Genomic DNA, 22,850 nt, shown 5'->3' on the forward strand with positions numbered 1-22,850 from the left:
CGGGGACGGAGGGCGACATACGGGTGACCAACGGCAGGGGGCCGCCACGTGCAGTGCACGGGCGGCCCCATTGCTCGATGCAACGGCGGGCGGCGAGACCTCGCGTGACCCGCGCCGGGTGTCGCGTCGGCTACGCTGCCGCTACGCCGCCGCTACGCCGCCGCTACGCCGCGGCTACGACGCGATCTTCTCCTTCTTCTGACGGCTCTTGAGGTGTTCTTCCATCTTGAGGCGCGGCACGCCGTTCACCATCCAGTCGGGCGCGGGTGCTCCCTTGAGGTAGTGGTCGAAGTACTCACGCATGCGGATGGTGTAGTCCTTCTGGTTCTTTGGCAGCTGCAAACCGTGGTTCTCCCCCACGTACTGCAGCATGATGACGTCCTTGTCCAGTTCGCGCAGGTGGTTGAACCAGGTGATCCCCTGGTTGAAGTCGACGGCGCCATCCTTCTCGTTATGCAGGATCATCAGCTTGGTCTGCACCTGGTCGGCGTGGAAGGCCGGCGAGTTGCGCAGGTAGGCCTCCATGTTCTCCTGCACGCTCCCCTTGAAGCGCCCCTGCGAGTTCTCGAAGATCGCCATGTCGGCGGTGCCGGTGTTCCAGTAGACGCTGGCGTACATGCTCACCATGTCGGTGAGCGGGGCGCCGGTGACGATGCTCTTGAACAGCGTCCCCGTCTGCGTGGCGAGGAACGACGACTGGTACCCTCCCCAGCTGTGCCCATGCAATCCGACGTTGGCCGGGTCGACGATCCCGGTCGCGATCGCCGCCTTCACCGCCGGCACCACGCACCACACCGACGACATTCCCGGGTCGTTGATCTTGTACACGATGTCCGGCTGCAGCACGGCGTAGCCGCGCGACGTGTAGATGCTGGGGTTGAAGGCGCGCGTTTCGTTTGGCACCGCGTACTGGTGCAGCCCCTGCGACAGCTTCTCGTAGATGTAGACGACGGTGGGATACTTCTTGCCCGGCTCGTAGTTGGCCGGGAGGTAAAGCGCCCCCTGCAGCGTATCGCCCTTGTCGCTCACATAGTCGACCAGGCGCGCCCCGGACGACCAGGCGTAGTCCTTCTGCTGCGGATTGGCGTCGGTGAGTCGGCGCGGCGAGGCCAGTGTCTTGTCGCTCACCCAGTAGTCGGGGAACTGCTGCACCGTCTGCCGCGTGAAGATCCACGTCTCCGCATCGCGCGCACGCGAGACGAAGTACTTGGCGTCGTCCCACAACAGCGACTGCGCGCCAGCCTTGAGCGGCTGCACCACGGCCAGCCCTTCCTTCTTTGTCCACTCGCCATACGTCTGGAGGTACACCGGCCGAGTGAGGTCGATGCCGCGCTCCTTCGGGTTGAAGACCAGGCGCCGCGTGTAGCGGATCCGGTCCTTCTTCCCGTTCCCCGTCAGGTTCACCAGTGCCCCGCCCTTCACCGGGACCTTCCACACGTCCCAGTTGTCGAACAGGAGGACGTGCTGGTTGTCGCTCGCCCAGCCTAACGGCTGGACGGGCGGGCGATCGACGTTGTGATCGTCCTCGCTGTCGATGAACGAGGTGGGCGCACCCTGCGTGACGTTGCGCACCATCTTCGACGCGAAGTCGTAGACGTGGTAGTTGCCGTCGTCGTAGAAAAGCGCCTTGGTCCCGTCGGGCGACGGCTGCCATGCGTAGCGCACCGACTTCACGGCCAGCGTCCGCGCGCCGGTCGCCAGGTCGATCACGTAAAGGTCGCGCCGCTGCCCGCCATCGATGTTGTCGCGGCGCTCATACGCGCGACGATCGTTGCCGACGGCATAGCGCTCACGCGGCGCAAGCGCCACGTCGCGCAGCTCGTCGTCGGCGAGTCGGATGAACTTCTTCTCCGCCAGGCGATACTCGGCCAGGTACGAGTACGTCTTGTCGCGCTGCTCCTCCACCTGCTGTTGCGACTGCAGGCGCGGATCGCCCTTGCCATGCCAGATCACGAGCGTCGGCAGGTCATCGTCGGTCCCGCCCACGCCGGCCGGCGACTGCATTGCCCCGGGCGTCCCGGCCACTGGGCGCACGTCGGGGCGCGGCGTCTTGGAATCGGGGCCGGCGCGGCGTGCCGCAATGCCGAAGAAGATGGCGCTCCGGTCGCTGGCCCACCGCGGCGCGCGATCCGGCGAGATGCGCATCCCCAGCGGAAAGCCTGACGAGTCGGCCGCGGCGCTGTAGGTCGTCCTGGCGGGCGCCGGCAAAGAAGCGTTGGACCATCCCAGCACGCTGTACACCGTGTCGCTGGCCGCGCTGTCCGGCCGTCCGCGCAGGACCGACAACGCGAACCCGCTGTCGCTCCACGCCAGCCGCCGGTAGAGCTGCTTCTCGCTATCGAGCGTATGCACCACGTCGGTGGACAGGTTGCGGAGTTGCACGCCATTCCCCACCAGGTCCCTGGTCTCGACCGTCCACGCGAGCCACGCCCCGGCGTCGTCGACGGCGAACTCGCCCACCGCGCCCACGGTGCTCAGAGCACCGCTCCTCAGGTCGACCAGAATCATCTCGGCGGCATTGGTCCCCTCGGCGTTGTAGCGGTGCAGCACCGCGTAGTTGGGGCGCTCGCCGGCAAAGACGGCGCGTCGCACCTTCTCCACGTCGCGCTTCTCGCCCGTGGACAGGTTCACGAGCACCGCCCCGTTCTGCAGCGGCTTGCGCTCCTTGCGCAGCTTCCGGGCGTCGGCGGCCTTGGGGTATGTCATGAACAGCGCCCACTTCGCGTCGCCGGAGAGGAGGAGCGGCGCGTCGCCACCGCCGCCAAAGCCCTGTTGCAGTGGCGGTTCACCGATCGGGAATCGCCACTCCTTTCCCCCGTCGGCCGTGGGGCGGATCACGACCTCGGCGTCACCCTCGTTGGGAGCGAGCACGTAGGCGAACCACTTTCCGTCGTTGGAGGTGACGGCGTTGCGGATCGTCTTCCAGAAGGCGAGATCGGCAGGGTCGAGTTCCTTGAGCGCGAGGCGCGGTGCAGCGGCGGCGCCTTGCGCCTGCAGCGGCGCCGACGCGATGAGCCACGTGGCCAGGGTGGCGACGAGCAGGAACAACGCCGGCCGCACCCGCGGCGGCACCGTACCGACGGAACCGGAGCGAACTGACAGCATGGGACCTTCCCGGTTGAGCATTCGAACGCGGCCAGCGCGCCCCCGCGCGCTGGCTGTCGGGGAAGTTGGGCCGTTGCACGATGGCCGGCCAGAGCGCCCATGTCCCCCCACCCCTCCGGTCCCGGGCGCCCGATCCCCTACGGTCGCCCCGCCTGACGGATGGTGCGCCCAATTCCCTCCGACTCGAGCGCCACGCTCCAGAAGCTCGAGTTGTTGTTGTCCCAGTTCACGAGCCAGTTGTAGGTCGCATCGGCCTCGCGCAGCGCGGCGCGACGGCGAATGTCCGTGCGCGGTGCGCGAGCCAGGAAGTCGGCGTAGGCTCGCACCGCGTGGTACATCTCGAACCCATCGCGAAAGTGACGCCCAATCGCCGCCCGCTCGGCGCCCGCGCTCCACGGAAGGAGCGGATTGAAGCTGGCGCGCGTCGTGTCGTCGAGCGCCTGCAGCCGCCAGTTGAGCGAGCGATACCACGTCTTGTCGTTCCCCCACAGCAGCTGTCCGTTCCGGGCCCGCATGGCGCGCGCGAAGGCCAGGCGCCCCGAAAGCGACGAGTCCGCGGCCAGCGACTGGATGCGCCGCCAGCGCGCCGCCCTTCCCCCCGCCTCCCCCCCGAGCATCCCCGCCGCGGCGCTCCACCGCCCCGCCGACGCGGCACGAATCGCCAGCGTCTTCCGCGCCTCGAGCGCGAGCGGCCGCGCGCCGTTCGCCACCAGCGCCGCCAGGACGGAATCGGGCGCCAGGACGCGCACGAGGTACTGCCGCGCCTCGGGCGACACGCCGGGGGCGGCCAGGGCGTCGCGCCACCGCCGGCCGGCAAGGAGGAGTTGGACCTTCATCGGTGCGACGGCCGGGTCGTCGCCGAGGGAGTCGGCCTGCGCGATGGCCTCGGCGGTGCGCCCGCGACGAATGAGCGCAACCAGCCGCAACGATCGCCCAATCGGCGAGAGCGACGGGGCCGGGACGGCCAGCGCCTGCAAGGGGATGCGCAGTGCATCGGTCGAGTCGCGTGCGGCGTGCCACATCAAGCGGTCGCGCATCGCCACCGCCCACGCCGCATTGGGGCGCGCGGCGCGCTCCCACTCCATACGCCAGCGATCGCCGTCGATCGTCACCTCACCCATCAACGCCGTGCGCAGGACGTCGTCGATGCGCCGGTCATCGAGCGATGGCGGATCGAATCCCTGGCGCAGGAGATAGCGCATCTCCTCCAGGGCGCGCGCCCGGTGCGCCGCGTACAGGGCGAGGGCGGCGTTCCACGCCGCCGTTGTGTCGCCGGCGAAGTACGCCAGGCGAATGCGCGACGCGGCGACCCACGGGCCTAACGGGTGGTGCGAAAAGCGACGGTCCCAGTCGTCGTGCATCGCGGCGAACGCCCGCCACCGCTCGCTCGGAACGGAGTCGCGCACCTCCTGTGCCCACCCGTCGGGGATACCGCGCTTCATCGACAGCTGCAACGCGACGAAGGCCACCGAGCCCTCACGCAGCGAATGCGCGTTGGCATCGCCCCAGGCCGGCACCGAATCGCGCGGGAGCGCGCGCAACACCAGCAGCGATTGCGCCCACGCCGGGAGCGGCGGGGATGACGTCGGCACCTCGCCTCCCCTTGCGGCGCCGTACAGGCGCTGCACGAGCGCCGGCGATAGGTCGCTCGCCAGTTGCGGCGCCGCGGTCACCTCGAGCGCCTCCACGGCACGCCTAACGGAGGGTTGCCACTCGTCGGCGACGATCGCCGGCACGGCGAACGCGGCGTCGACCAGGGCGCGCGCCGTGCGCTCCACTCTCCGCACATCCCCTGACACACCGGCGGCGGCGAACGCCGCTTCTTCCGCCGCCAGCGAGAAGTGCCTGGAGGTGTCCACCTGCGCCGGCACGTCGGCGCCCCACATGCCGTAGGCATGGTCCCACAGCGCGCTAGCCTGCGGTGCGCGCGTCAGCACGAACGGGTACAGGAATCGCAGTTCGGCGCGCAGGCGGTAGTCGAAGTCGTCGACGATCTCCACCGCCTGCAGGAACTGATCGGCGGTGGCCAGCGGCGCGTCTATGTCATAGTGGTCGGGGCCACCGCACGGATACACGGGAATGGCCAGCGCCACGAGCAGCAGCGCGGTACGGGCGATGAGTGGACGAAGGCTCGGCATGCGTCAGCGAGGGAGATACGTCTGGTAGTCCACGCCACCAGGGAAGATCCACATCCCGCGATACCACGGCGAGCGCGCCGCCGTCGGGATGATGTCGAACCAGGCACGGTGCGTCGTGGGGCCGCTGGCGAGCCGACGCTCGAACGCCCCGAGTCCTAAGCGAAATGGGATCGCGGCGCGGTTCAGGCGCGCCATCACCTCGCGCGCCCGTTCCGGCGTGTAGCCGTCGCCGGTGTCGAACAGCTGCACGATGTGGCCGTCGACGAGCGGGCCAAAGCGCTTCCCGTAATCGGGATCGGCAAGGTGCGCCACCAGCGAGGTAATCCAGAGCGAACGCCCCGCCAGCGAGCGCCCCGGCCTTCGCAGGCGTTCGAGGAGCGCCGCGTAGTCGGCAAGGCGCGACACCGGCGCGTCGTAGTCGAGCTGCACCGTGTGCCTTGGGCCGCCGCGCTCCACGACGCGCAGCACGCGCCCCAGGCGCTCGTCCAGTCGTGCGGCGACCGAGTCGGCGGGGAGCGCGCGCCAGCTCTCGTTGATCGAGTGCTCGAGCCGAATGACGAGCTCCGCATCGTGCCCGACGGTTGCATCGAGCGGCCGGCCGAGTGAGGTCGCCAGCGCCGCGGCTGCCGCGCTCCCCCGCCAGTCGATGGTGGCCACCCAGACGCCGGCGCGCAGGTCGGGAACGGTCGAGCGTCCGCGCGCGAGCACCGCCGAGTCGCTCGCGCTCCAGATCCACTGGCCGGTGACTGGCGCCGGCGGCCGCTGCGCATCGTTGGCCACACCGCGATCGCACGCGCCCGTCACCGTCAGCAACAACGTCGCCGCCAGCCGCACGCAGCCGAGCATCTCACGCATGGCCGCCATCGCGCCAGCGCCCTGCACCCGTCACTCGCCGAACGACGGGCGCGGCCCTGCGCCTAGTACTGCTCGGGATGTCGTGCCGCGATCCCGTCATACAGCGCGCGAATGCGCCCCTTGTCGGTCTCCCAGTCGCCCGCAGGCGTGAACGGCTCGCCGACGATGATGCGTCGGCGCTCGAAGTCGAGCGCCACCGGGATGATCGGAACCATCGCCCGGTGCGCGATGCGATAGAAACCGCTCTTCCACTCCGCCACCTTCTTGCGAGTACCCTCGGGCGCGATGGCCAGGTACATGCGTTCGCGCCGGGCAAACTCCTCCGCGTACTCATCCACCACCTGCCCCGCGGACCGGCTCTCCCGATGGATCGGGATTCCGCCAAAGTGACGAAGGATCGAGCCGATGGGGCCAAGAAAGATCGTGTGCTTCCCGAACCAGTTGGTATGCAGGTCGAGCGCGAGATAGGCGCAGAAGCCGACGACAAAATCCCAGTTGGAAGTGTGCGGTGCCACGATGATCACGCCGCGCGGCAGGTGAGGAAAGTTGCCGATCACCTTCCATCCGGAGAGTCGGAGCGCGGTACGACCCATCCATCGTCCCACCCCTCCACCACGACGCGGAATCGCCGGCGGAAGTTCGGGGAGCCATGGATCATCAGGGCGCTCGCGCCGTGCGATGGCCAGGAGTGCGCCCGCGACAGCCGGGTAATCGGGTGCTGCGGGGACATGGTCCATGCGTCGCTCGAGAGGGAGCAGGAGGAACTCCGGACAGCGGCACCATGCAACGGTTGAAAGTTACGCCGTCCGGGCCACACTTTCACGCATGCCGAATGTCACCTCCCGCCTGCGGCGCGGGAACCACCAATGAGCGACGCGCGCGATCCGATGCGTCGACGCCTCGCCCGGCGCGGTTTGGCCTACCTGCTGCTGGCGGTTGCTGCCAGCGGGATCGTCTTTCTGCGACAGCAGGCGCGCCGCGCCGACGCCGGTCGCGACTCCCGCACGGTGAGCGGCGCCACGCTCGGCGCGGACGCCCTCCTCCCACTCGAAGGGGGACAGCGCTACCTGATCGAGGCGTCTGGCGATCGCCAGCGGCTGGGCGCCCTCGCGCTCAACGCCGTCATCGTCGTCGACCAGGCGACGCGCATGCGGGAGAGATTCACCCCATCATTCATCGACGCCAGGCGCAACGCGGGGCGAGGACGCATTCGGCAGCTGCTGGGCTCCTTCGTGTCACCTCGCGACGGTGAGTACCTGGTGCGACTGGAGACGACGCCCGCCGCGACCAGGCATTCGGCCGATTCGTTCTACGTGGTGCGCGCCGCGAGTGGGCGCGACCTCTCCCGATCGTTCGGCATGATGGCGCTGGGCGTGCTGCTCTTTCTCGTGATCCTCGCGCTGGGCGGGATCGTGGGGCGCTCGTTCCTCGATGGCGATGCGACCTGAGGCCTGGCGCGCGGCGATGGCAGCGATCGCTGTAAACGCGTGATGGCCGTGATGGCAGCGGCGTCAGCCGCCGCTTGGCTGCACCCGGCTCGTGTTGTAGCGAAAGGTGATGCGACCGCGCGAAAGATCGTACGGCGACACCTCGAGGCGCACGGCGTCGCCCGCGAGAATGCGGATGCGGTGCTGGCGCAGCTTCCCGCCTAACGTGGCGAGCACGTCGTGCCCCCCCTGGATCGTCACGCGAAACGTCGCGTTGGGGAGCACTTCCGTCACGGTCCCTTCGAGCTCGATCGCTTCCTGCTTGGCCATCCAGACCTCGCGCGCAGTCCGCCAGCCCGCGACCCGGGGCGAACTCCCCGGACGCTCCGTGGCCGGCACAACCGAAATCGGGCACGACCGGTACGCGACACCCGCTCACTCCGACGCCGCGCCCGATATCGGATCGCTTGAAACTGAAGCGCTCCCCCAGTGCGTGCAAGGGATTGGCGCGCCCCCCCGCACGAGGGCGCGCCAGCCGCTCGAACCACGCTACCAGCCCTACTTCCCCGCGGGACGCAGGCGTTCGGGCATGTCGGCGACCACGAACGCCATCACCGCGAGCGACGCCACCACCTGCGACACCTCGCGCGGATCGAGCTTGTCCGGCGTGTCGGCATCGGTGTGATGGAACCAGAAGTAGCGCGAGTCCTCGACGTTGAGCCCCATCCCCGGCACGCCGAGCGCCATGATCGGGCCGATGTCGGCCCCACCGCCCCCCTTGGTGATCTTCCCCGCGGCGATCGGGTCGAGGAGCTTCCCGATCTCGGCGAGCTTGGCCAGTGCCGCATCGGGGCCGGTGAAGCCGTAGCCCAGCGGCTTGAAGACGCCGCCATCCGACTCGATGGCCAGGATGTGGTTGTCCAGCTCGCCCTTGTGTGCGTCGCGATAGCCGGCGCCGCCGCGCCCACCATTCTCCTCGTTGGTCCACCCCACCACGCGAATGGTCCGCTTGGGGGTGAGGCCGAGCCGCTTGAGCACGCGCAGCGCCTCCCACGCCGCCACCACGCCCCCGGCATCGTCCATCGCCCCGCGCCCCACGTCCCACGAGTCGATGTGCCCCCCCATCACGATCACCTCGTCGGGGAACTGCGACCCGCGGATCTCGCCCATCACGTTGCGCGACGGCGCATCGGGGAGTGTCTGCGCCGACATCATGAGCTTCACCACGACTTTCTGGCCGCGCTGCACCATGCGCGCGATCATGTCGGCGTCCTCGGGGGTGATCGCCGCGTGCGGGATCTTTCGCACCGTGGAGTCGTAGCTCATGGAGCCGGTGTGCGGGGTGCGCATCGAGTACGGCGTCACCGACCGGATCAACGAGGCGAGCGCCCCCGCCTTGGCCGCGGCGATCGCCCCCTGGCGACGGTACGCGCCCGTCTCTCCGTAGTTAGTCCATGGGAAGGTAAAGAGGACGATCTTCCCCTTCGCCTCCGCGGCGCGCCGCTCCAGGTCGGCGAACGACTGCGCCACCATCACTTCAGCCGTGATCCCCGAGGCCGGCGTCCCGATGCTCCCGCCCAGGCCAAGCATTGGCAGCGGGGCGCGGCGCGGCAGCACCATCTCGGCCGACTCCTGGCCGCGCACCCAGTGCGGGACCATCACCGGCTCTCCCCGAACATTCTCCAGCCCGTCTTCCTTCATGCGCTCGATGATCCAGTCGATGGCGCGCTCCAGCTGCGGCGAGCCACTCAGGCGGTGGCCGTGCGTTTCGGTGAGGAGGGCGATGCGGTTCCACGCCGCGCTGTCCTTCATCGACTCGGCGATGATGCGATCGGCCGTGGCCTTGTAGCGGGAGGCAATCGACTGCGCCGGCGCCACGCGTGCCGCCAATGCGAGGAGGGCGAGCGCAGCGACCACGTGGCGCCCCAGCGGGCGCATTCCGGAACGAACGAGGGACATGGGGAACGGGGGTGGGGGAGTCGCGCGATGGATGGTCACCAGAGGAACGGGTGACCGCCCCCGTTCGCTGGCCCCCTAGAATACCACGCCGATCGTCCCCACGGAGCGGTCCAGTGGATCGTGGCGCTGCACCTGCCCGAACACCCCCAGGCCGCCAAGGTGCAGCCGCACCCCCGCGCCGTAGGAGAGCCCGCGCCGTTCACCCGCCTTGCCCCAGTCGTAGATGCCGTAACCCGCCATGGCATACGGCGTGACCACCGGCAGCCGCAACGGGACGACCGCGCTGGCCACCGCGTTGCGACGCCCGTTGCGCCAGTCGCCGCCGGCGATAGTGACGTCGCCGCGCAGGGCGAACGGAACCAGCGGCACGTCCAGCTGCACCGCGCCGTACGCGTCCAGGTTGCGCGGCGAGAACGAGACCGAGTCCTGCTTCACCGCGCGCCCGGCGCCTAACCAGAGCGAGATGGGGCGCGCCTGCGCGCGTGCGGCGGTGGATGACACGAGGTACATCGCCGCGACCAGCACGTGGATGCGTCCAAGGGGCGGCATGGGAGGCTCCGGTCGGGGGAACAGGTGAGGGAATGCATCTGCTACCCCTTCGAAGATCGGAGGGTCGGCCGAAAAACGTGAGGGGCAGCACAGCGCGACGCGCGCGCTTGCTGCCCCTCACCAGCCTCGAGCCTTCGCCGGCCGCGCCGGCGACACCCGGTGCTGCGATGCTTGCTAGAAGCGGATCCCGAAGCCGACGCTGAGGAGGAGCGGATCGACCTTCACCGCCGAGACCTTCGTCCCGCCCTTCGTGACGTCGGACCCGATCGTCACCTTCTTGATGTCGATGTTGAGGAAGTGCTTGGCGCCAACCTTGATGTCGGCACCGAGCTGCCCGGCCACACCCACGCTCGAGCTCTCGAGATCGAGGGCCCCGACGTTCGCCACCTTGATGTCGACGCTCGAAATCAACGTGAGGTTGGCGCCAGCGCCGATGTACGGACGGAAGACGCCCTCGGGGAGGAAGTGATACTGCAGGAGGAGCGACGGCGGGAGGTGCTTGAACGTCCCGATCTTCGCCCCGTTCAACTCCACGTCGTGCTGCTGCGGATACGTGAGCACGAGCTCCGCAGCCACGTTCTTCGTGAAGAAGTACGACACGTCGACTTCGGGGAAGATCTTCTTGGAGACCGTGATGGCATCGGCGGCCACGGAGAGCGACGGAATCGCGTCGGACTTGTCGGCCGGCGTAAGCGACAGCGCGCGCAGGCGCACCATGAACTTGCCTTCGGCGGGTTGTTGCGCGGCAACAGGGGCCGAAGCCAGCGTGAGAGCCCCGAGCAGGGCGACGACAACCTTGGTATTCATCGATATTGCTCCTGAGTTTGAAGGAGTGGACGCACTCGATGAATACCAGCGCGCCCCACCCAATTGGGTGAGGCGTTGAGGGCTAGTTCTGTCAGTCGAGGGGGAGCCCACGCTGAGGCGCAACTCCGCTTGCGAAACGCGAGGCGCCGACAGGCCCTCCCCTAGCGTCCGGGGACCCCGTACTTCTTCAGGATTTCCCGCACACGCTCGATGGGGAGCGCCTCGACGGTCCGCCCGTTGCTCGTCACCGTCGTGGCGGCGAACAGCGAGTTGTAGACCGCCTCCTCGGTGGCCTCGACGGCCGCCTGGAAGAGCGCCGACATGCCGTCGTTGGCCAGCTCCGGCGTGGTGCGGAGCATCGCGGCTCGGCTGTTCTCCCCGGGCGCCGGGAGGCGGCGCCGCACGCCATCGGCGGTCGAGAAGGCCAGGACGTAGTCACCGCTTCCGTTCGACGCCGCCGAGCCGGTGCGCGACAACCCCATGATGGCACGCGCCGCGAGGCGTTCCAGGTTCCGGTCGGACAACGGCGCGTCGGTTGCCACGACCATCATGATCGAGCCGTCGCCACGCTCGGCGTCGACGTCGTCCTTGAACGAGTAGCGCCCCAGCTCCTTCCCGATGGGGACGCCCAGGACCTGCAGCACGCCGCCGAAGTTGGACTGCACGAGGACGCCGACGGTGTAGCCGCCTAACGAAGCAGGCAGCACGCGCGACGATGTCCCGATCCCCCCCTTCCACCCGAAGGCGACGGTCGATGCGCCGGCGCCCACCGCCCCCTCCTGCACCGCCCCCTCGCGCGCCGACTCGAGTGCCTGGCGCACGTGCTCGGGACGAATGGCCCGCTCGCGGATGGCGTTCAGCGTTCCATCGTTTGTCTCGCCGACCACCGGGTTGATCGAGCCGACGTTCTGCATTCCCGGCTTGGCCAGCATCCACTCGACCATCGCGTCGGCCGCCTTCCACACGCACAACGTGCACGTGAGCAGGATGGGAGTCTCCAACTCGCCAAGCTCCCGAAGCTGCGTCACGCCCAGCAGCTTGCCGAAGCCGTTCCCCACGTGCAGCGCCGCCGGGACGCGGTCAAAGAAGGGGTTCCCGCCATGCGGCAGGATCGCCGTCACGCCGGTGCGCACGCGATCGCCCTCGATCACCGTCACCTGGCCCACGCGTACGCCGGCAACGTCGGTGATGGCGTTGAGCGCCCCGGTCCTGAAGATCCCGGGGGCCACGCCAAGGTCGCGAGCGCGCGCTCGCCCCGCGCCGGCCGCCGGCGCCTGCTGGGCCGACGACTCGCTCACGAGGAGCGCCTGGAGGAGCGGCGCGAGCGCCAGCGCGCGCAGGAGGCAATGGCGCATGACATGCCTAACGGTTGAACGTGTCGCACGCCGAGGCGACGCCGCCGTCGAAGCCGCGCCGGAACCACTGCATGCGCTGTTCCGATGACCCGTGCGTCCACGACTCCGGGCTCACGCGCCCCGTCGACATCTTCTGCAACCGGTCGTCGCCCACCGCCGCGGCCGCCCCCAGCCCCTCCTCGATGTCGCCGGCGTCGAGAATCCCCTGCTTGGCCGCCGTCGATGCCCACACGCCGGCATAGCAGTCGGCCTGCAGCTCCAGGCGCACGGAGAGCGCGTTCCCCTCGCGCTCGCCGGCGCGCTGCTGTGCGCGATGCACCTGCCCGCTCGTCCCCATGATGTTCTGCACGTGGTGCCCGATCTCGTGCGCGAGCACGTACGCCTGCGCAAAGTCGCCCGGCGCGCGGAAGCGGTCCCTCAGCTCCTGGTAGAAGGCAAGGTCGATGTAGACCTTCTCGTCGCCGGGGCAGTAGAACGGCCCGGTGGCCGCCTGCCCGTAGCCGCACGCCGTCTCCGTCACATCGCGGAACAGCACCAGCTTGGCATCGCGGTATTGGCTCCCCTGCGCGGGGAGAGCGCGCGTCCAGTAGGACTGCGTGCTGTCGAGCACCGCCGACACGAAGAGCACCAGCGGCTCCTCGTTGGGGTCGTGCACCGGCGCCGCTTCCGACGACGGCGCGGGGGCCACACCGGCGCCGCCGCCGGCAAGCCCCAGGAAGTCCTGCTTGAAGACGGCGCTCAGGATGAGGAGGAGGACAATCCCCCCTAACCCGAGCTTGCCGCCGCCGAAGCCGCGCCCGCCGCCGCCGAGTCCTCCCCCGCCAGCGCCAAAGCCGCCGCCACCGCCCCCACCGGAGGCGCCGCGACGATCCTCCAGGTTCTCGCTTCTCCCACGCGGATTGATGCGCATGCCGTGCTCTCCGATCGCGTTGACCACAGGAAGCGGCACCCTCGTCGTGACGGCGCCGCCAGATGCAATGCTCCCCCGCTACCCGGCGTGTGCCAGCTCCTCGCGCAGGCGCGCCAGCAGGCGACCGGCGCGCTGCGCCGCCTCGGCCAGCCTGGGCGGCGGGACGATGAACGAGATGCGGAAGAACCCCTCGCCCCCGGCGCCGAACCCCGACCCTGGCAGGACGATCACCCCTTCCTCGTCCATCAACCGGTCGGCGAACGCCTTGCTGGAAATCCCCTCGGGGAGCGGGATCCAGAGGTACATCGTTGCCGCCGGCGACGTCACCGCGAACCCCGCCGCGCCGAAGGCCGCCACCGCGGCATCGCGACGCTCGCGAAAGATCGCCACGTTGCCCGGCACGAAGTCTCCCCAACTCTCGATTGCCGCCACGCCGGCGGACTGGATCCCCATGTACGTCCCGGTGTCGATGAAGGTCTTCACCTTCGCCAGCGCACCGGCAATCTCTGGCTTGGCCACCGCCCAGCCACACCGCCACCCCGTCATGTTGTACGTCTTGGACAGCGAGTGGAACTCGATCGCCACGTCACGCGCCCCCTCGATCTCGAAGATCGACGGCGGAACGTAGCCGTCAAAGGCCAGCTCGGAGTAGGCGTTGTCGAAGACGAGCAGGATGTCGCGCGAGCGGCAATACCGCACCACGCGCTCCAGGTAGTCGCGTGGCGCGATCGCCGTCGTCGGGTTGTTGGGGTAGTTCAGGTAGACCACCCGCGTGCGCGACGCCACCGCGTCCGGCAGTTCCTCGAGCTCGACCAGGAAGTCGGTCCGTGGACGCAGCGGGTACACATGCGGCGTGGCATCGCTCAGCAGCGTCCCGCCCAGGTACGCCTGATACGCCGGCTCGGGGATCACCGCCACGTCGCCGCGCCCGAGAAACGCAAAGGCGACGTGTGCCAGCCCCTCCTTCGACCCCAGGAGCGGGACGACCTCGTTCATCGGGTCGACCGACACCCCGAAACGCTTCGCCATCCACGCCGCCGTCGCCTCGCGGAACGGGACGTGCCCCAGCCCGAACCCGTATCGCCCTAACGAGGGAACGCTTGCCGCCCGCTGCAATTCCGCCACCGCCGCGGCGGGAGGCGCGAGGTCGGCATCCCCCGCCCCAAGGTCGATGACATCCACCCCGCGCTGCAGCAGCTCGCGCTTGCGCTGCGGAACGTGGGCAAGCGGATAGGCGGGAAACTGCCCGAAACGATAGGAGAAACGCGGCACGATATGCTGGGGGATCTCGGTGGCTACGAAGGTCGCGCGACGGCGCCCCGCAATCTAGCCCGCCCCCCGCCGCGGTCGACCGCTCAGGGGGCGCCGTCCTGCTCGCCCAGCACCGAGGTCAGCGACTCCGGCATCGCGACCAGCGTGAAGGTGAAGACGCTGCCCCCCCCCTCACGCGGGCGATACGTCACCGTCCCCCCTTGCGCCTCGGCCAGTACGCGCGCCGTGGGAAGTCCGAGCCCCGCCCCCCCCGTGTCGTAGCGCACGTTCCTGGACCGGAAGAACGGGATGAAGATGCGCCCCAGGTCGTCCTCGGACACCCCGCGCCCGCGGTCGCGCACCTCGATCACCAACTGATCCTGCTCGCGCCGCGCCTCGAGTTCTATGGGCGACCCCGGAGGTGAGTACTTGCCCGCGTTCTCCACCAGGTTCACCACCACGCGCAACGACGCCACGAAATCGAAGCGCCCCACCAGCGGTCCCTCGTCGTCTGCAACGATGCGCACCACCGGACGCGCGCCAAGAATGGGGGTGAGCTGCCGCGTCGCGGCGCCAATCAGGTCCTCCAGCGTGTTCACGTCCATGTTGAGCGCCAGCTCTCCCGCGCGCGCCCGCGACAGGTCCAGCAGGTCGCCAACCATGCGCGACAGCCGGTCGGCCTCCTCCTCGATCTGTTCCGCCGCGCCCTCACCCCGCCTGATGAGCGACGCCGCCAGCAGCTTGATGGTCGTGAGCGGCGTGCGCAGGTCGTGCGACACCGAGGCCAGCACCATGTCCTTCATGCGATCGGCCTGCCGCAACTCGTCGGCGTGCGCCGCGTCAGCCGCCAGCCGCATGCGGTCGAGCCCTAACGCCGCGTAGTGTGCCATGGCACGCAGCGTATCGGTGCGCGTCTCGCGCAGCGATGTCGCGTTCACTCCCTCGACCGTCATCTCCCCGATGGGGCCGCCGTCGGCGTGCAGCGGAAAGGACATCGCCTTGGGATGCGTGACCTGATCGGCGGCACCTGGCTTCCGCGTCACCAGCGCCACCACCTCGCCCGCCTCGCCAGGCGCGCCGCGCACGATGCGGCACTCCCGCGCACCGAGCAGGTCACACGTTGCTACCGCCACGCGCTCCACCGCCTCGGCCGGACTCACGGTCGACAACATCTCGGCGCCGAGGTCCGCCATTTGTTGCAGCTCCACGCTGCGTTGATAGGCCTCCGCCGCCTTGTACTGCGCGCGCACGAGCAGTCGCGTCGAGATCGCCGCCGTCACGAAGAAGGCGATGAGGACGGTGAGGTCGTGCGGCTTGTTGAGGCTGAACTTCCCGAACGGCGGCTGGAAGATGACGTCGATCGCCACGAAGCCGATCGTTGCCAGGAAGAAGCCCAGGCGCTCCCCGCCCACCGAACTCGCCACGAGCACGAGGAGAAGCATGGGCAGGACGATGTGCACCTCGTCGACCGTGGCGCGGTACGGGGCCAGGATCACGACGAACGACAGCATCGCCGCCGTCCCTCCCAGCCAGGCGAGACGGCGGTTGCGACGAATGGTCCGGGGATCGTACTCGGGATACTCGCGGTGCTCGCCGCCCATGCGTTCCCGCTCTCGGGGTTCAGCCCTGGCGAGGAATCTCGAAACGGTATCCGACGCCGGGCTCGGTGACAATCAGCTGCGGTGACGAGGGATCGGGCTCGATCTTCTTGCGCAGCGCGGTGATGAAGACCCGCAGGTACTGCGAGGCGTTCCCGTGCGAACGCGCCCACACGGCGTCGAAGAGCTGCCGGTGTGTGAGCGTGCGCCCGGCCTGCGTGGCCATGGTGCGCAGCAACGACCACTCCAGCGGCGTGAGGTGCAGCCGCTCGCCATTGCGGAACGCGCCGCGACGATGGAAGTCGATCTCGATGTCGCCGGCGCGAATCACCGCGGGGAGGTCGCTCTCCGATACGGTGGCGCGCCGCAGGTGCGCGCGCACCCGCGCCACCAACTCGGCGGAGCCGAACGGCTTGGTGAGATAGTCGTCGGCGCCAAGGTCGAGCAGCCGCACCTTCTCCGCCTCGGAATGCCGCGCCGAGAGCACGACGATCGGGACCTGGCTCCAGGCGCGCATCTCGCGGCACACCTCGTCGCCCGCCATGTCGGGGAGGCCGATGTCGAGGATGACGAGATCGGGCATGCGCGTGGCGGCGAGTGACAGCCCCTCGGCGCCAGTGGCGGCGTCGATCACGCGCGATCCGCGCTCCTCGAGCAGTTGCGCGAGCGCTTTCCGGATCTGCGGCTCGTCGTCGATGATCAGGACCAGGGCGTCGATCTGTTCGGTCGGCACGACGAACCGCTGGTGTCCTACGGAGATGGTCGAGGTCATGGCCCCTATCCTATCGTGCGAAACCTGAATAGAACATTGCAGAAAGTTTACAGGCTTGGTGGGCGCTTTGGCGAGCATGAGTTGAATTCCCCATCCGCCACGCTCCCGGATGCCGACGCGCTCCCCTCACACGCCCGAGCGTACCGAAATTCAGGATCAGATCTCCCGTTCCACACGAACTGAAACTCGCAACGCGCTGCGCCACAGCTACTTGCGCTTGACCAGCGTGAGGATGGTGTAGGTGGCCACCAACTCGTGATCCTGGTTGCTCACGTTGACGTCCCACGCCACGACCCCCTGCGCCACGCCGTCAGGAGGCGTCTCCTTCGCGGTCTTCTGCTTGCAGGTGAGCTTCACCTGGATCGTGTCGCCGGCATGGACCGGTTTGGTGAAGCGCAGGTTCTCCATTCCGTAGTTGGCCAGCACCGGCCCCGGCGCCGGATCGACGAACAGTCCCGCCGCCGCCGCGATCACGAAGTAGCCATGCGCCACGCGGCGCCCGAAGATCGAGTCTTTCGCGGCGATCTCGTCCATGTGGGCGTAGAAGTGATCGCCACTCAGCCCTGCAAAGTTCACGATGTCGGCCTCGGTGACGGTGCGACGGTGCGTCGTGAGCGTCTCGCCGATCTCGAGTTCGTCGAAGTACTTCCGGAACGGGTGAATCCGGTCGGCGGGCTGGTCGGCCCCCGGTATCCACTCGTTGGTGATGCGCGTGAGTGTCTGCGGCGCCCCCTGCACCGCGGTGCGCTGCATGTAGTGCAGTACACCGCGGATCCCGCCCATCTCCTCGCCGCCGCCGGCGCGCCCCGGGCCACCGTGCACCAGATGCGGCAGCGGCGAACCGTGCCCGGTTGCCTCCTTCGCACTGTGGCGATTGAGGACGTACATGCGCCCGTGATAGGCCGCCGTGCCGAGCACCACGTCGCGCGCCACCTCGTCGTCGGCGGTGAAGAGCGACCCCACCAGCGACCCCTTCCCCATCCGGGCGAGAGCGATCGCGTCGCCCACCGTGGCGTACGGCATCACGGTGTTGACGGGGCCGAAGGCCTCGACGTCGTGCGGTGCGGCGGTATCCAACGGTCGGTTGCAGGCGAGGAGCGTGATGGGATAGAACGCCCCCTTTTCCGCGTCGGCGTGCACCAGGCTCCCCAACTCCCCACCAAAGACGACCTCGGCGCCGGCGCGAATCGCGTCGCAGGCCTTCCCCACCTCGCGCACCTGCGCGCGCCCGGCCAGGGGGCCCATCTTCACGCCATCGACCGCGGGGTCACCCACTTTCACCTCGCCCAGGCGCTTGCGCAGCGCGGCGATCACGTCGTCTGCCAGCGCCTCGGGGACGATGGTACGGCGGATGGCGGTGCACTTCTGCCCCGCCTTGCTCGTCATCTCGCGCACGACCTCCTTCACGAACAGGTCAAACTCGTCCGTGCCGGGAACGGCGTCGGGGCCAAGGATGGCGCAGTTGAGCGAGTCGGCCTCCATGTTGAAGCGCACCGCGTTATGCACCACGCGCTTCGACTCCTTGAGCATGCGCCCGGTGGACGACGAACCGGTGAAGGCGACGGCGTCCTGGCAGTCGAGATGGTCGAGGAGGTCGCCCGCACTCCCGCAGATGAGCTGGATGGCCCCCGCCGGGAAGACGTTCGATTCGATGATCATGCGGAACGCCGCCTCGGTGAGGAACGAGGTCAGTGTCGCCGGCTTCACGATGCAGGGGACGCCCGCCAGCAGCGACGGCGCCATCTTCTCCATCATCCCCCAGACCGGGAAGTTGAAGGCATTGATGTGCACCGCGCACCCTTCCAGCGGGACGCAGATGTGGCGCCCGACGAAGGTCCCCAGCTTCGAGATACCCTCCGTAGCGCCGTCGACATGGAACGACTCGTTAGGGAGTTCGCGACGCCCCTTGCTGGCGTACACGTAGAACGTCCCGATCCCGCCATCGATGTCGATCCACGAGTCTGTCCGGGTGGCGCCCGTTGCCGTGGAGAGCGCATACAGCGCTTCCTTGCGCTCCCCGAGGTACTTCGCCACCTCCTTCAGCATCAGCGCGCGCTGGTGGAAGGTGAGGCGACGCAACTGCGGCCCCCCCACCGAGCGGGCGTAGTCGAGCATCGCCTTGAAGTCGAGTCCCTGGCTGCTGGCCTCCGCCACCTTCTCCCCCGTGACGGCATGCAGGAGATCGGTGGCGGATCCGGTGCCCTGCACCCACTGGCCAAGGGCGAAGTTCTGGAGTCGCATGGGACGTGTGGCGGTGTTGGAGTCGGCGGAGCGTGACGCGAGCGAGGTCGACGGCGAGTCGCGCAGAGGAAGCTAACGGCCCGAGGCGAGCGGGGCGAAATACCGGACGCTCGCGTCGGCGCTTCGCTCTTTCACCGGCGCGCCCCGCCCTCCACTGTGGATATGCGGTTCCGCATCGAGGGCGTTTCCGACGCGCCGCTGGGACGACGGTCGGGGGGCCAGCGCCCGGCGCCGCGCACTCCCTCATTTCCAGGAGGAGTCATGCTGAACCGAACTCCACTCCGCAGAGGACTCATTGCCGGGGCGCTGGGCGCCACCGTGATTGCCGTGTGGACCTTCGCCATCGATGCCTTCACCGACCGCATCGGCGTCACCGGCGCCCTGATCGGGGCGTGGATCTACGAGGCGTTAGGCGTCGGATTCGGCGGCCGCGGCTTCGGCGCGCACATCGGCACGTGGCTGGTGGCGCTGTACATCGGCGTCATGGCCATTGGTGTCGTCGCGAGCTGGCTCTACAACGCATCCCGGCAGAAGCCCTCGCTCGCCTTCGGGCTGGTGATGCTCGTCGTCGTCCTCGAACTCATCCTGCTCAACCTCACGGGACTCGCCTCCCGGAACCCGATCTTCGGCGGGATGGCGTGGCTCTACGGGCTTACCGGGAACATCCTCGGTGCGCTGGCCATGGGGCGTTACCTCTGGCGTACGCATCATCCGGCCAACGAGTGGGATTGGCACGACGCCAACGATCGTCACTTCCACGCGGGGACGAAGCAGGCGTAGTCCGCATCGGGTAGCCGCGCCCGGGGCGAGGTGGTAACGTCCCGGGCATGTCCAGCCTCCATCGCCCCAGCGTCGCCACGTCGGTCGTGGCGTCATTGCAGGCCGCGCGCAATCGCCACGTTGCCGTGCGCTGCGGTTTGTTAGTCCTCGCCGTGCTCGCCACCGTCGCGTCCCTGCCGGCGGTGGAGGCGCAAGCGGTGCGGCGCCGTGCAACGAACAACGCCCAGCCCCCGGGGCCCGCGTTCGGCGGCACCGGGGGCGTTGCCTCCACGCGCGGACTCGTCGTCTCGGCGTCGAACCTTGCCTCCGACATCGGCGCTGCCGTGCTGGCGCGGGGGGGCAACGCCGTCGACGCCGCGGTGGCCACGGCCTTCGCCCTAGCGGTCACGCACCCCTCGGCCGGCAACATCGGCGGCGGCGGCTTCATGGTCGTCCGCAAGGCCACGGGCGAGGCCACCACCTTCGACTTCCGCGAGAAGGCCCCGCTCAGCGCCACGGCGACGATGATGCTCAACGCCGACGGGTCGATCGCCTACGCACGCACCGACTCCGGCTGGCTCGCGCCGGGCGTCCCGGGCACGGTGCGCGGGATGGAGATGGCGCACAAGGCGTTAGGCAGGCTGGCGTGGCGCGACGTGGTGGCGCCGGCCGCGCAGCTCGCGGCGCGCGGATTCATCCTCTCCCCGGCGCTCGCGGCGGAACTCAACGAGCAGCTGCGCACCACCTTTGCCCCCTTCCCCGCCTCGGTGGCGGCCTACGGCAAGAAGGGCGGCACGCCGTGGCGCGCCGGTGAGCGGCTGCGCCTCGGCGACCTGGCGCGAACGCTTGCGGCGATCGCCGAGGGAGGCGCCGACGCCTTCTACACCGGGTGGATCGCCGACTCGCTCGATGCGCAGATGCGCGCCAACGGCGGGATGATCACCAAGCGCGACCTGGCGGAGTACCGCGCCGTGGAGCGCGAGCCGCTGCACGGCTCGTATCTCGGCTACGAGATCATCGCCATGCCCCCGCCCAGCTCGGGAGGGACGGTCCTGATCGAGGTGCTCAACCAGCTCGAAGCACTGGGGGCCGACCGCTTCGCGCGAACGTCGACCGACTACCTGCACCTGCGCATCGAGGCGGCGCGGCGCGCGTACCTGGACCGGGCGCGCTTTCTCGGCGATCCCGACTTCGGGGCGATCCCGGTCGATCGCCTCACGGCGAAAGGCTACGCCGACTCGCTGGCCCGCACGATCGACCCGCACCGCGCCACGAGCTCGGTGGCGTTAGGCGGCTCGCTGGTCACGACGGCGGAGACAATGCAGACGACGCATTTCTCCGTGGTGGACGCCGAGGGGAACGCGGTCGCCGTGACCTACACGCTGGAAGGGGGATACGGTTCCGGCGTGGTGGTGCGCGGCGCGGGCTTCATCCTCAACAACGAGATGGGGGACTTCAACAAGAAGGCCGGCTACACCTCCACCCGCGGCGATATCGGGACGCCCCCCAACCTGATCGCCCCTGGGAAGCGGATGCTCTCGTCGATGACGCCGACGATCCTGGCAAGAGACGGAAAGCTGGCGTTGGTGACCGGTTCGCCCGGCGGGCGCACGATCCCCAACACCGTGCTCGACGTCGTCCTCGGCGTGACGGCGTTCAAGCAGTCGGTGCGTGCCGCGGTCGATGCGCCACGCGTGCACCACCAATGGCTCCCCGACGAGACGCGCTACGAGGCAGGCGCCATCCCCGACTCGGCGAAGGCCGATCTCGAGGGGATGGGACACCGACTGCGGAAGGACCCCGTGCGGTCGCAAGGCGATGCGCACAGCATCTGGTACGATGCCGCGACGCGGACGGCGTACGGGGCGAATGACAAGCGGTCGCCGGATTCCAAGGCGAGCGTGCCGGCGCGCGTGCAGCGCTGAGCCGACACGCCAGCCGCAACGAACCACCGGGGACAGGCAAGACGAAGAGCGACGCGCGGTGTCGGGACGGAGCCTCGTCGCGACACTCGGCGTGTTGCGCTACTCCTTGGTACGGCTCCAGGGTTGGAGGGTGGGGAATGCGCGCATGCCCCAGTCCGCCGGCTTCTCTCGCAGCGGTTCCGTCGGCTGCAACGTGGCGTGGAGTTCGCCGGGGAGTGCCTGGTACAGGGCAGTCCCCTCGCTCTTCCAGGCGAGCATCTCGTCGGAGACGTCCTTCACGATCCTGGCCGGGTTGCCCACCACCACCGTGCGGTCGGGGACCTGCATCTCGGCGGGAATGAAGCAGAGCGCCCCCACGATGCAGCCGGCGCCAATGGTGGCGTTGTCCATCACGACGGCGTTCATCCCGATGAGCGCGTTGCGCCCGATGCGCGCGCCATGGATCACCGCCCCGTGCCCGATGTGCGCCCCCTCCTCGAGGACCACCGTGACGCCGGGGAACATGTGCACCGTGCAGTTCTCCTGCACGTTGCAGCCGTCGGCGATCTCGATCGCGCCCCAGTCGCCGCGCAGCGCCGCGCCGGGGCCGATGTAGACGTCGCGGCCGATGGTCACCTGCCCGGTCACCGCGGCCTGCGGATGGACGTACGCGCTGGGATGGATGACGGGGACGATGCCGTTGAATGCGTAGATCACGTCAGGGTCGCTCCACCGCTCAGGGTCCGGGCTTCCTGGTGCCGCCCACGACGCGAGGGATCCGCGCCGGGTCGCCGCCGGCTGAACCGCGAGCACCCGCCGGCCTTCGCCCCGCCCCGCCAGCCGCCGATGACGTCGCGCTCTGCGAGCCATCCTGCGTCCAATAGCACCAGACGCGGTCGCCGACGGCCGTGTTGCGGTACTTCTCCTCCGTCACGAGACAGCGCGTCCCGTCAACTGCAATGAGCGAGGTGGGCGCTTCCTTGGACGCAACCGGCTTCTCGGCCAACCCGGTCACCGCCCCACCCCGCCCCGCCCGCCCCGGCAGCATCATGCACCCGCCCAGCGCCGGCGCGAGCAGGAGGAGTGTCACCATCGTTCGTGCGCCCGTACGCATCCTCGTCACCTCCCATGCCTGACGTTGTGTCATCCGTTGAGCCGCGGTCCATGGCCCCGCTCGCGTTCTACACCACGCCCGCAACAGGTTGCCTTGCGACACGCGA

19 protein-coding genes are annotated in these 22,850 nt (G+C 69.1%); 3 read left to right on the top strand and 16 right to left on the bottom strand.

The features are described from left to right. Window positions 1-174 precede the first annotated feature (174 nt). The 4 genes from IT359_11620 to IT359_11635 all read right to left on the bottom strand — a co-directional run bounded on the left by IT359_11620 (window position 175) and on the right by IT359_11635 (window position 6,835). Window positions 175-3,105 carry a S9 family peptidase gene (locus IT359_11620; GenBank protein ID MCC6929629.1) on the bottom strand — a complete coding sequence of 977 codons (2,931 nt, stop codon included), beginning with the start codon at window positions 3,103-3,105 and terminating at the stop codon, window positions 175-177. Between the two features lie 137 nt (window positions 3,106-3,242). After that, on the bottom strand, window positions 3,243-5,243 hold the full coding sequence (locus IT359_11625; protein ID MCC6929630.1) for a hypothetical protein: 2,001 nt from the start codon (window positions 5,241-5,243) through the stop codon (window positions 3,243-3,245). Window positions 5,244-5,246: 3 nt separating this feature from the next. Next, the gene (locus IT359_11630; GenBank protein MCC6929631.1) at window positions 5,247-6,098 is read right to left on the bottom strand and encodes a hypothetical protein; all 852 of its coding nucleotides are present in this window, start codon (window positions 6,096-6,098) and stop codon (window positions 5,247-5,249) included. A gap of 62 nt (window positions 6,099-6,160) precedes the next feature. Continuing rightward, the gene (locus tag IT359_11635; GenBank protein MCC6929632.1) at window positions 6,161-6,835 is read right to left on the bottom strand and encodes a 1-acyl-sn-glycerol-3-phosphate acyltransferase; all 675 of its coding nucleotides are present in this window, start codon (window positions 6,833-6,835) and stop codon (window positions 6,161-6,163) included. Window positions 6,836-6,985: 150 nt separating this feature from the next. Here IT359_11635 and IT359_11640 point away from each other — a divergent pair, with 150 nt between their 5' ends. Beyond that, window positions 6,986-7,546, top strand: coding sequence for a hypothetical protein (locus tag IT359_11640; GenBank protein ID MCC6929633.1), 561 nt, complete (start codon window positions 6,986-6,988; stop codon window positions 7,544-7,546). A 63-nt stretch (window positions 7,547-7,609) separates the two neighbouring features. On the opposite strand, the gene infA is transcribed toward IT359_11640, so the two are convergent. The 10 genes from infA to paaZ form a co-directional block, all read right to left on the bottom strand. After that, complete coding sequence (infA, locus tag IT359_11645; GenBank protein ID MCC6929634.1) at window positions 7,610-7,855, bottom strand: translation initiation factor IF-1; 246 nt, start codon at window positions 7,853-7,855, stop codon at window positions 7,610-7,612. 228 nt (window positions 7,856-8,083) lie between these two features. Beyond that, complete coding sequence (locus IT359_11650) at window positions 8,084-9,463, bottom strand: M20/M25/M40 family metallo-hydrolase (GenBank protein MCC6929635.1); 1,380 nt, start codon at window positions 9,461-9,463, stop codon at window positions 8,084-8,086. Window positions 9,464-9,559: 96 nt separating this feature from the next. After that, the gene (locus IT359_11655) at window positions 9,560-10,033 is read right to left on the bottom strand and encodes a hypothetical protein (protein MCC6929636.1); all 474 of its coding nucleotides are present in this window, start codon (window positions 10,031-10,033) and stop codon (window positions 9,560-9,562) included. 174 nt (window positions 10,034-10,207) lie between these two features. Then, window positions 10,208-10,840, bottom strand: coding sequence for an OmpW family protein (locus IT359_11660; protein MCC6929637.1), 633 nt, complete (start codon window positions 10,838-10,840; stop codon window positions 10,208-10,210). Between the two features lie 161 nt (window positions 10,841-11,001). Then, window positions 11,002-12,195, bottom strand: coding sequence for a P1 family peptidase (locus IT359_11665; GenBank protein MCC6929638.1), 1,194 nt, complete (start codon window positions 12,193-12,195; stop codon window positions 11,002-11,004). A 7-nt stretch (window positions 12,196-12,202) separates the two neighbouring features. Beyond that, window positions 12,203-13,105, bottom strand: coding sequence for a zinc metallopeptidase (locus IT359_11670; GenBank protein MCC6929639.1), 903 nt, complete (start codon window positions 13,103-13,105; stop codon window positions 12,203-12,205). 78 nt (window positions 13,106-13,183) lie between these two features. Continuing rightward, window positions 13,184-14,377: an aminotransferase class I/II-fold pyridoxal phosphate-dependent enzyme gene (locus tag IT359_11675; protein MCC6929640.1), complete on the bottom strand. Its 1,194-nt coding sequence runs from the start codon at window positions 14,375-14,377 to the stop codon at window positions 13,184-13,186. A gap of 83 nt (window positions 14,378-14,460) precedes the next feature. Continuing rightward, a complete protein-coding gene (locus tag IT359_11680; GenBank protein MCC6929641.1) occupies window positions 14,461-15,957 on the bottom strand; it encodes a DUF4118 domain-containing protein in 1,497 nt (498 codons plus the stop codon). A 19-nt stretch (window positions 15,958-15,976) separates the two neighbouring features. After that, on the bottom strand, window positions 15,977-16,726 hold the full coding sequence (locus IT359_11685; protein ID MCC6929642.1) for a response regulator transcription factor: 750 nt from the start codon (window positions 16,724-16,726) through the stop codon (window positions 15,977-15,979). A gap of 207 nt (window positions 16,727-16,933) precedes the next feature. Then, the gene (gene paaZ / locus IT359_11690; GenBank protein ID MCC6929643.1) at window positions 16,934-18,967 is read right to left on the bottom strand and encodes a phenylacetic acid degradation bifunctional protein PaaZ; all 2,034 of its coding nucleotides are present in this window, start codon (window positions 18,965-18,967) and stop codon (window positions 16,934-16,936) included. Between the two features lie 261 nt (window positions 18,968-19,228). On the opposite strand from paaZ, the gene IT359_11695 reads away from it, so the two are divergent. Both IT359_11695 and ggt read left to right on the top strand, forming a co-directional pair. Beyond that, window positions 19,229-19,747: a hypothetical protein gene (locus tag IT359_11695; GenBank protein MCC6929644.1), complete on the top strand. Its 519-nt coding sequence runs from the start codon at window positions 19,229-19,231 to the stop codon at window positions 19,745-19,747. 47 nt (window positions 19,748-19,794) lie between these two features. Continuing rightward, window positions 19,795-21,651 carry a gamma-glutamyltransferase gene (gene ggt / locus IT359_11700; protein ID MCC6929645.1) on the top strand — a complete coding sequence of 619 codons (1,857 nt, stop codon included), beginning with the start codon at window positions 19,795-19,797 and terminating at the stop codon, window positions 21,649-21,651. A gap of 99 nt (window positions 21,652-21,750) precedes the next feature. Here ggt and IT359_11705 read toward each other — a convergent pair whose 3' ends face one another. After that, complete coding sequence (locus IT359_11705; protein MCC6929646.1) at window positions 21,751-22,347, bottom strand: transferase hexapeptide repeat family protein; 597 nt, start codon at window positions 22,345-22,347, stop codon at window positions 21,751-21,753. A gap of 19 nt (window positions 22,348-22,366) precedes the next feature. Continuing rightward, window positions 22,367-22,723: a hypothetical protein gene (locus tag IT359_11710; protein MCC6929647.1), complete on the bottom strand. Its 357-nt coding sequence runs from the start codon at window positions 22,721-22,723 to the stop codon at window positions 22,367-22,369. Between the last annotated feature and the right edge of the window lie 127 nt (window positions 22,724-22,850).

Source organism: Gemmatimonadaceae bacterium (genome assembly GCA_020852815.1).
Taxonomy (GTDB): Bacteria; Gemmatimonadota; Gemmatimonadetes; order Gemmatimonadales; family Gemmatimonadaceae; genus SCN-70-22.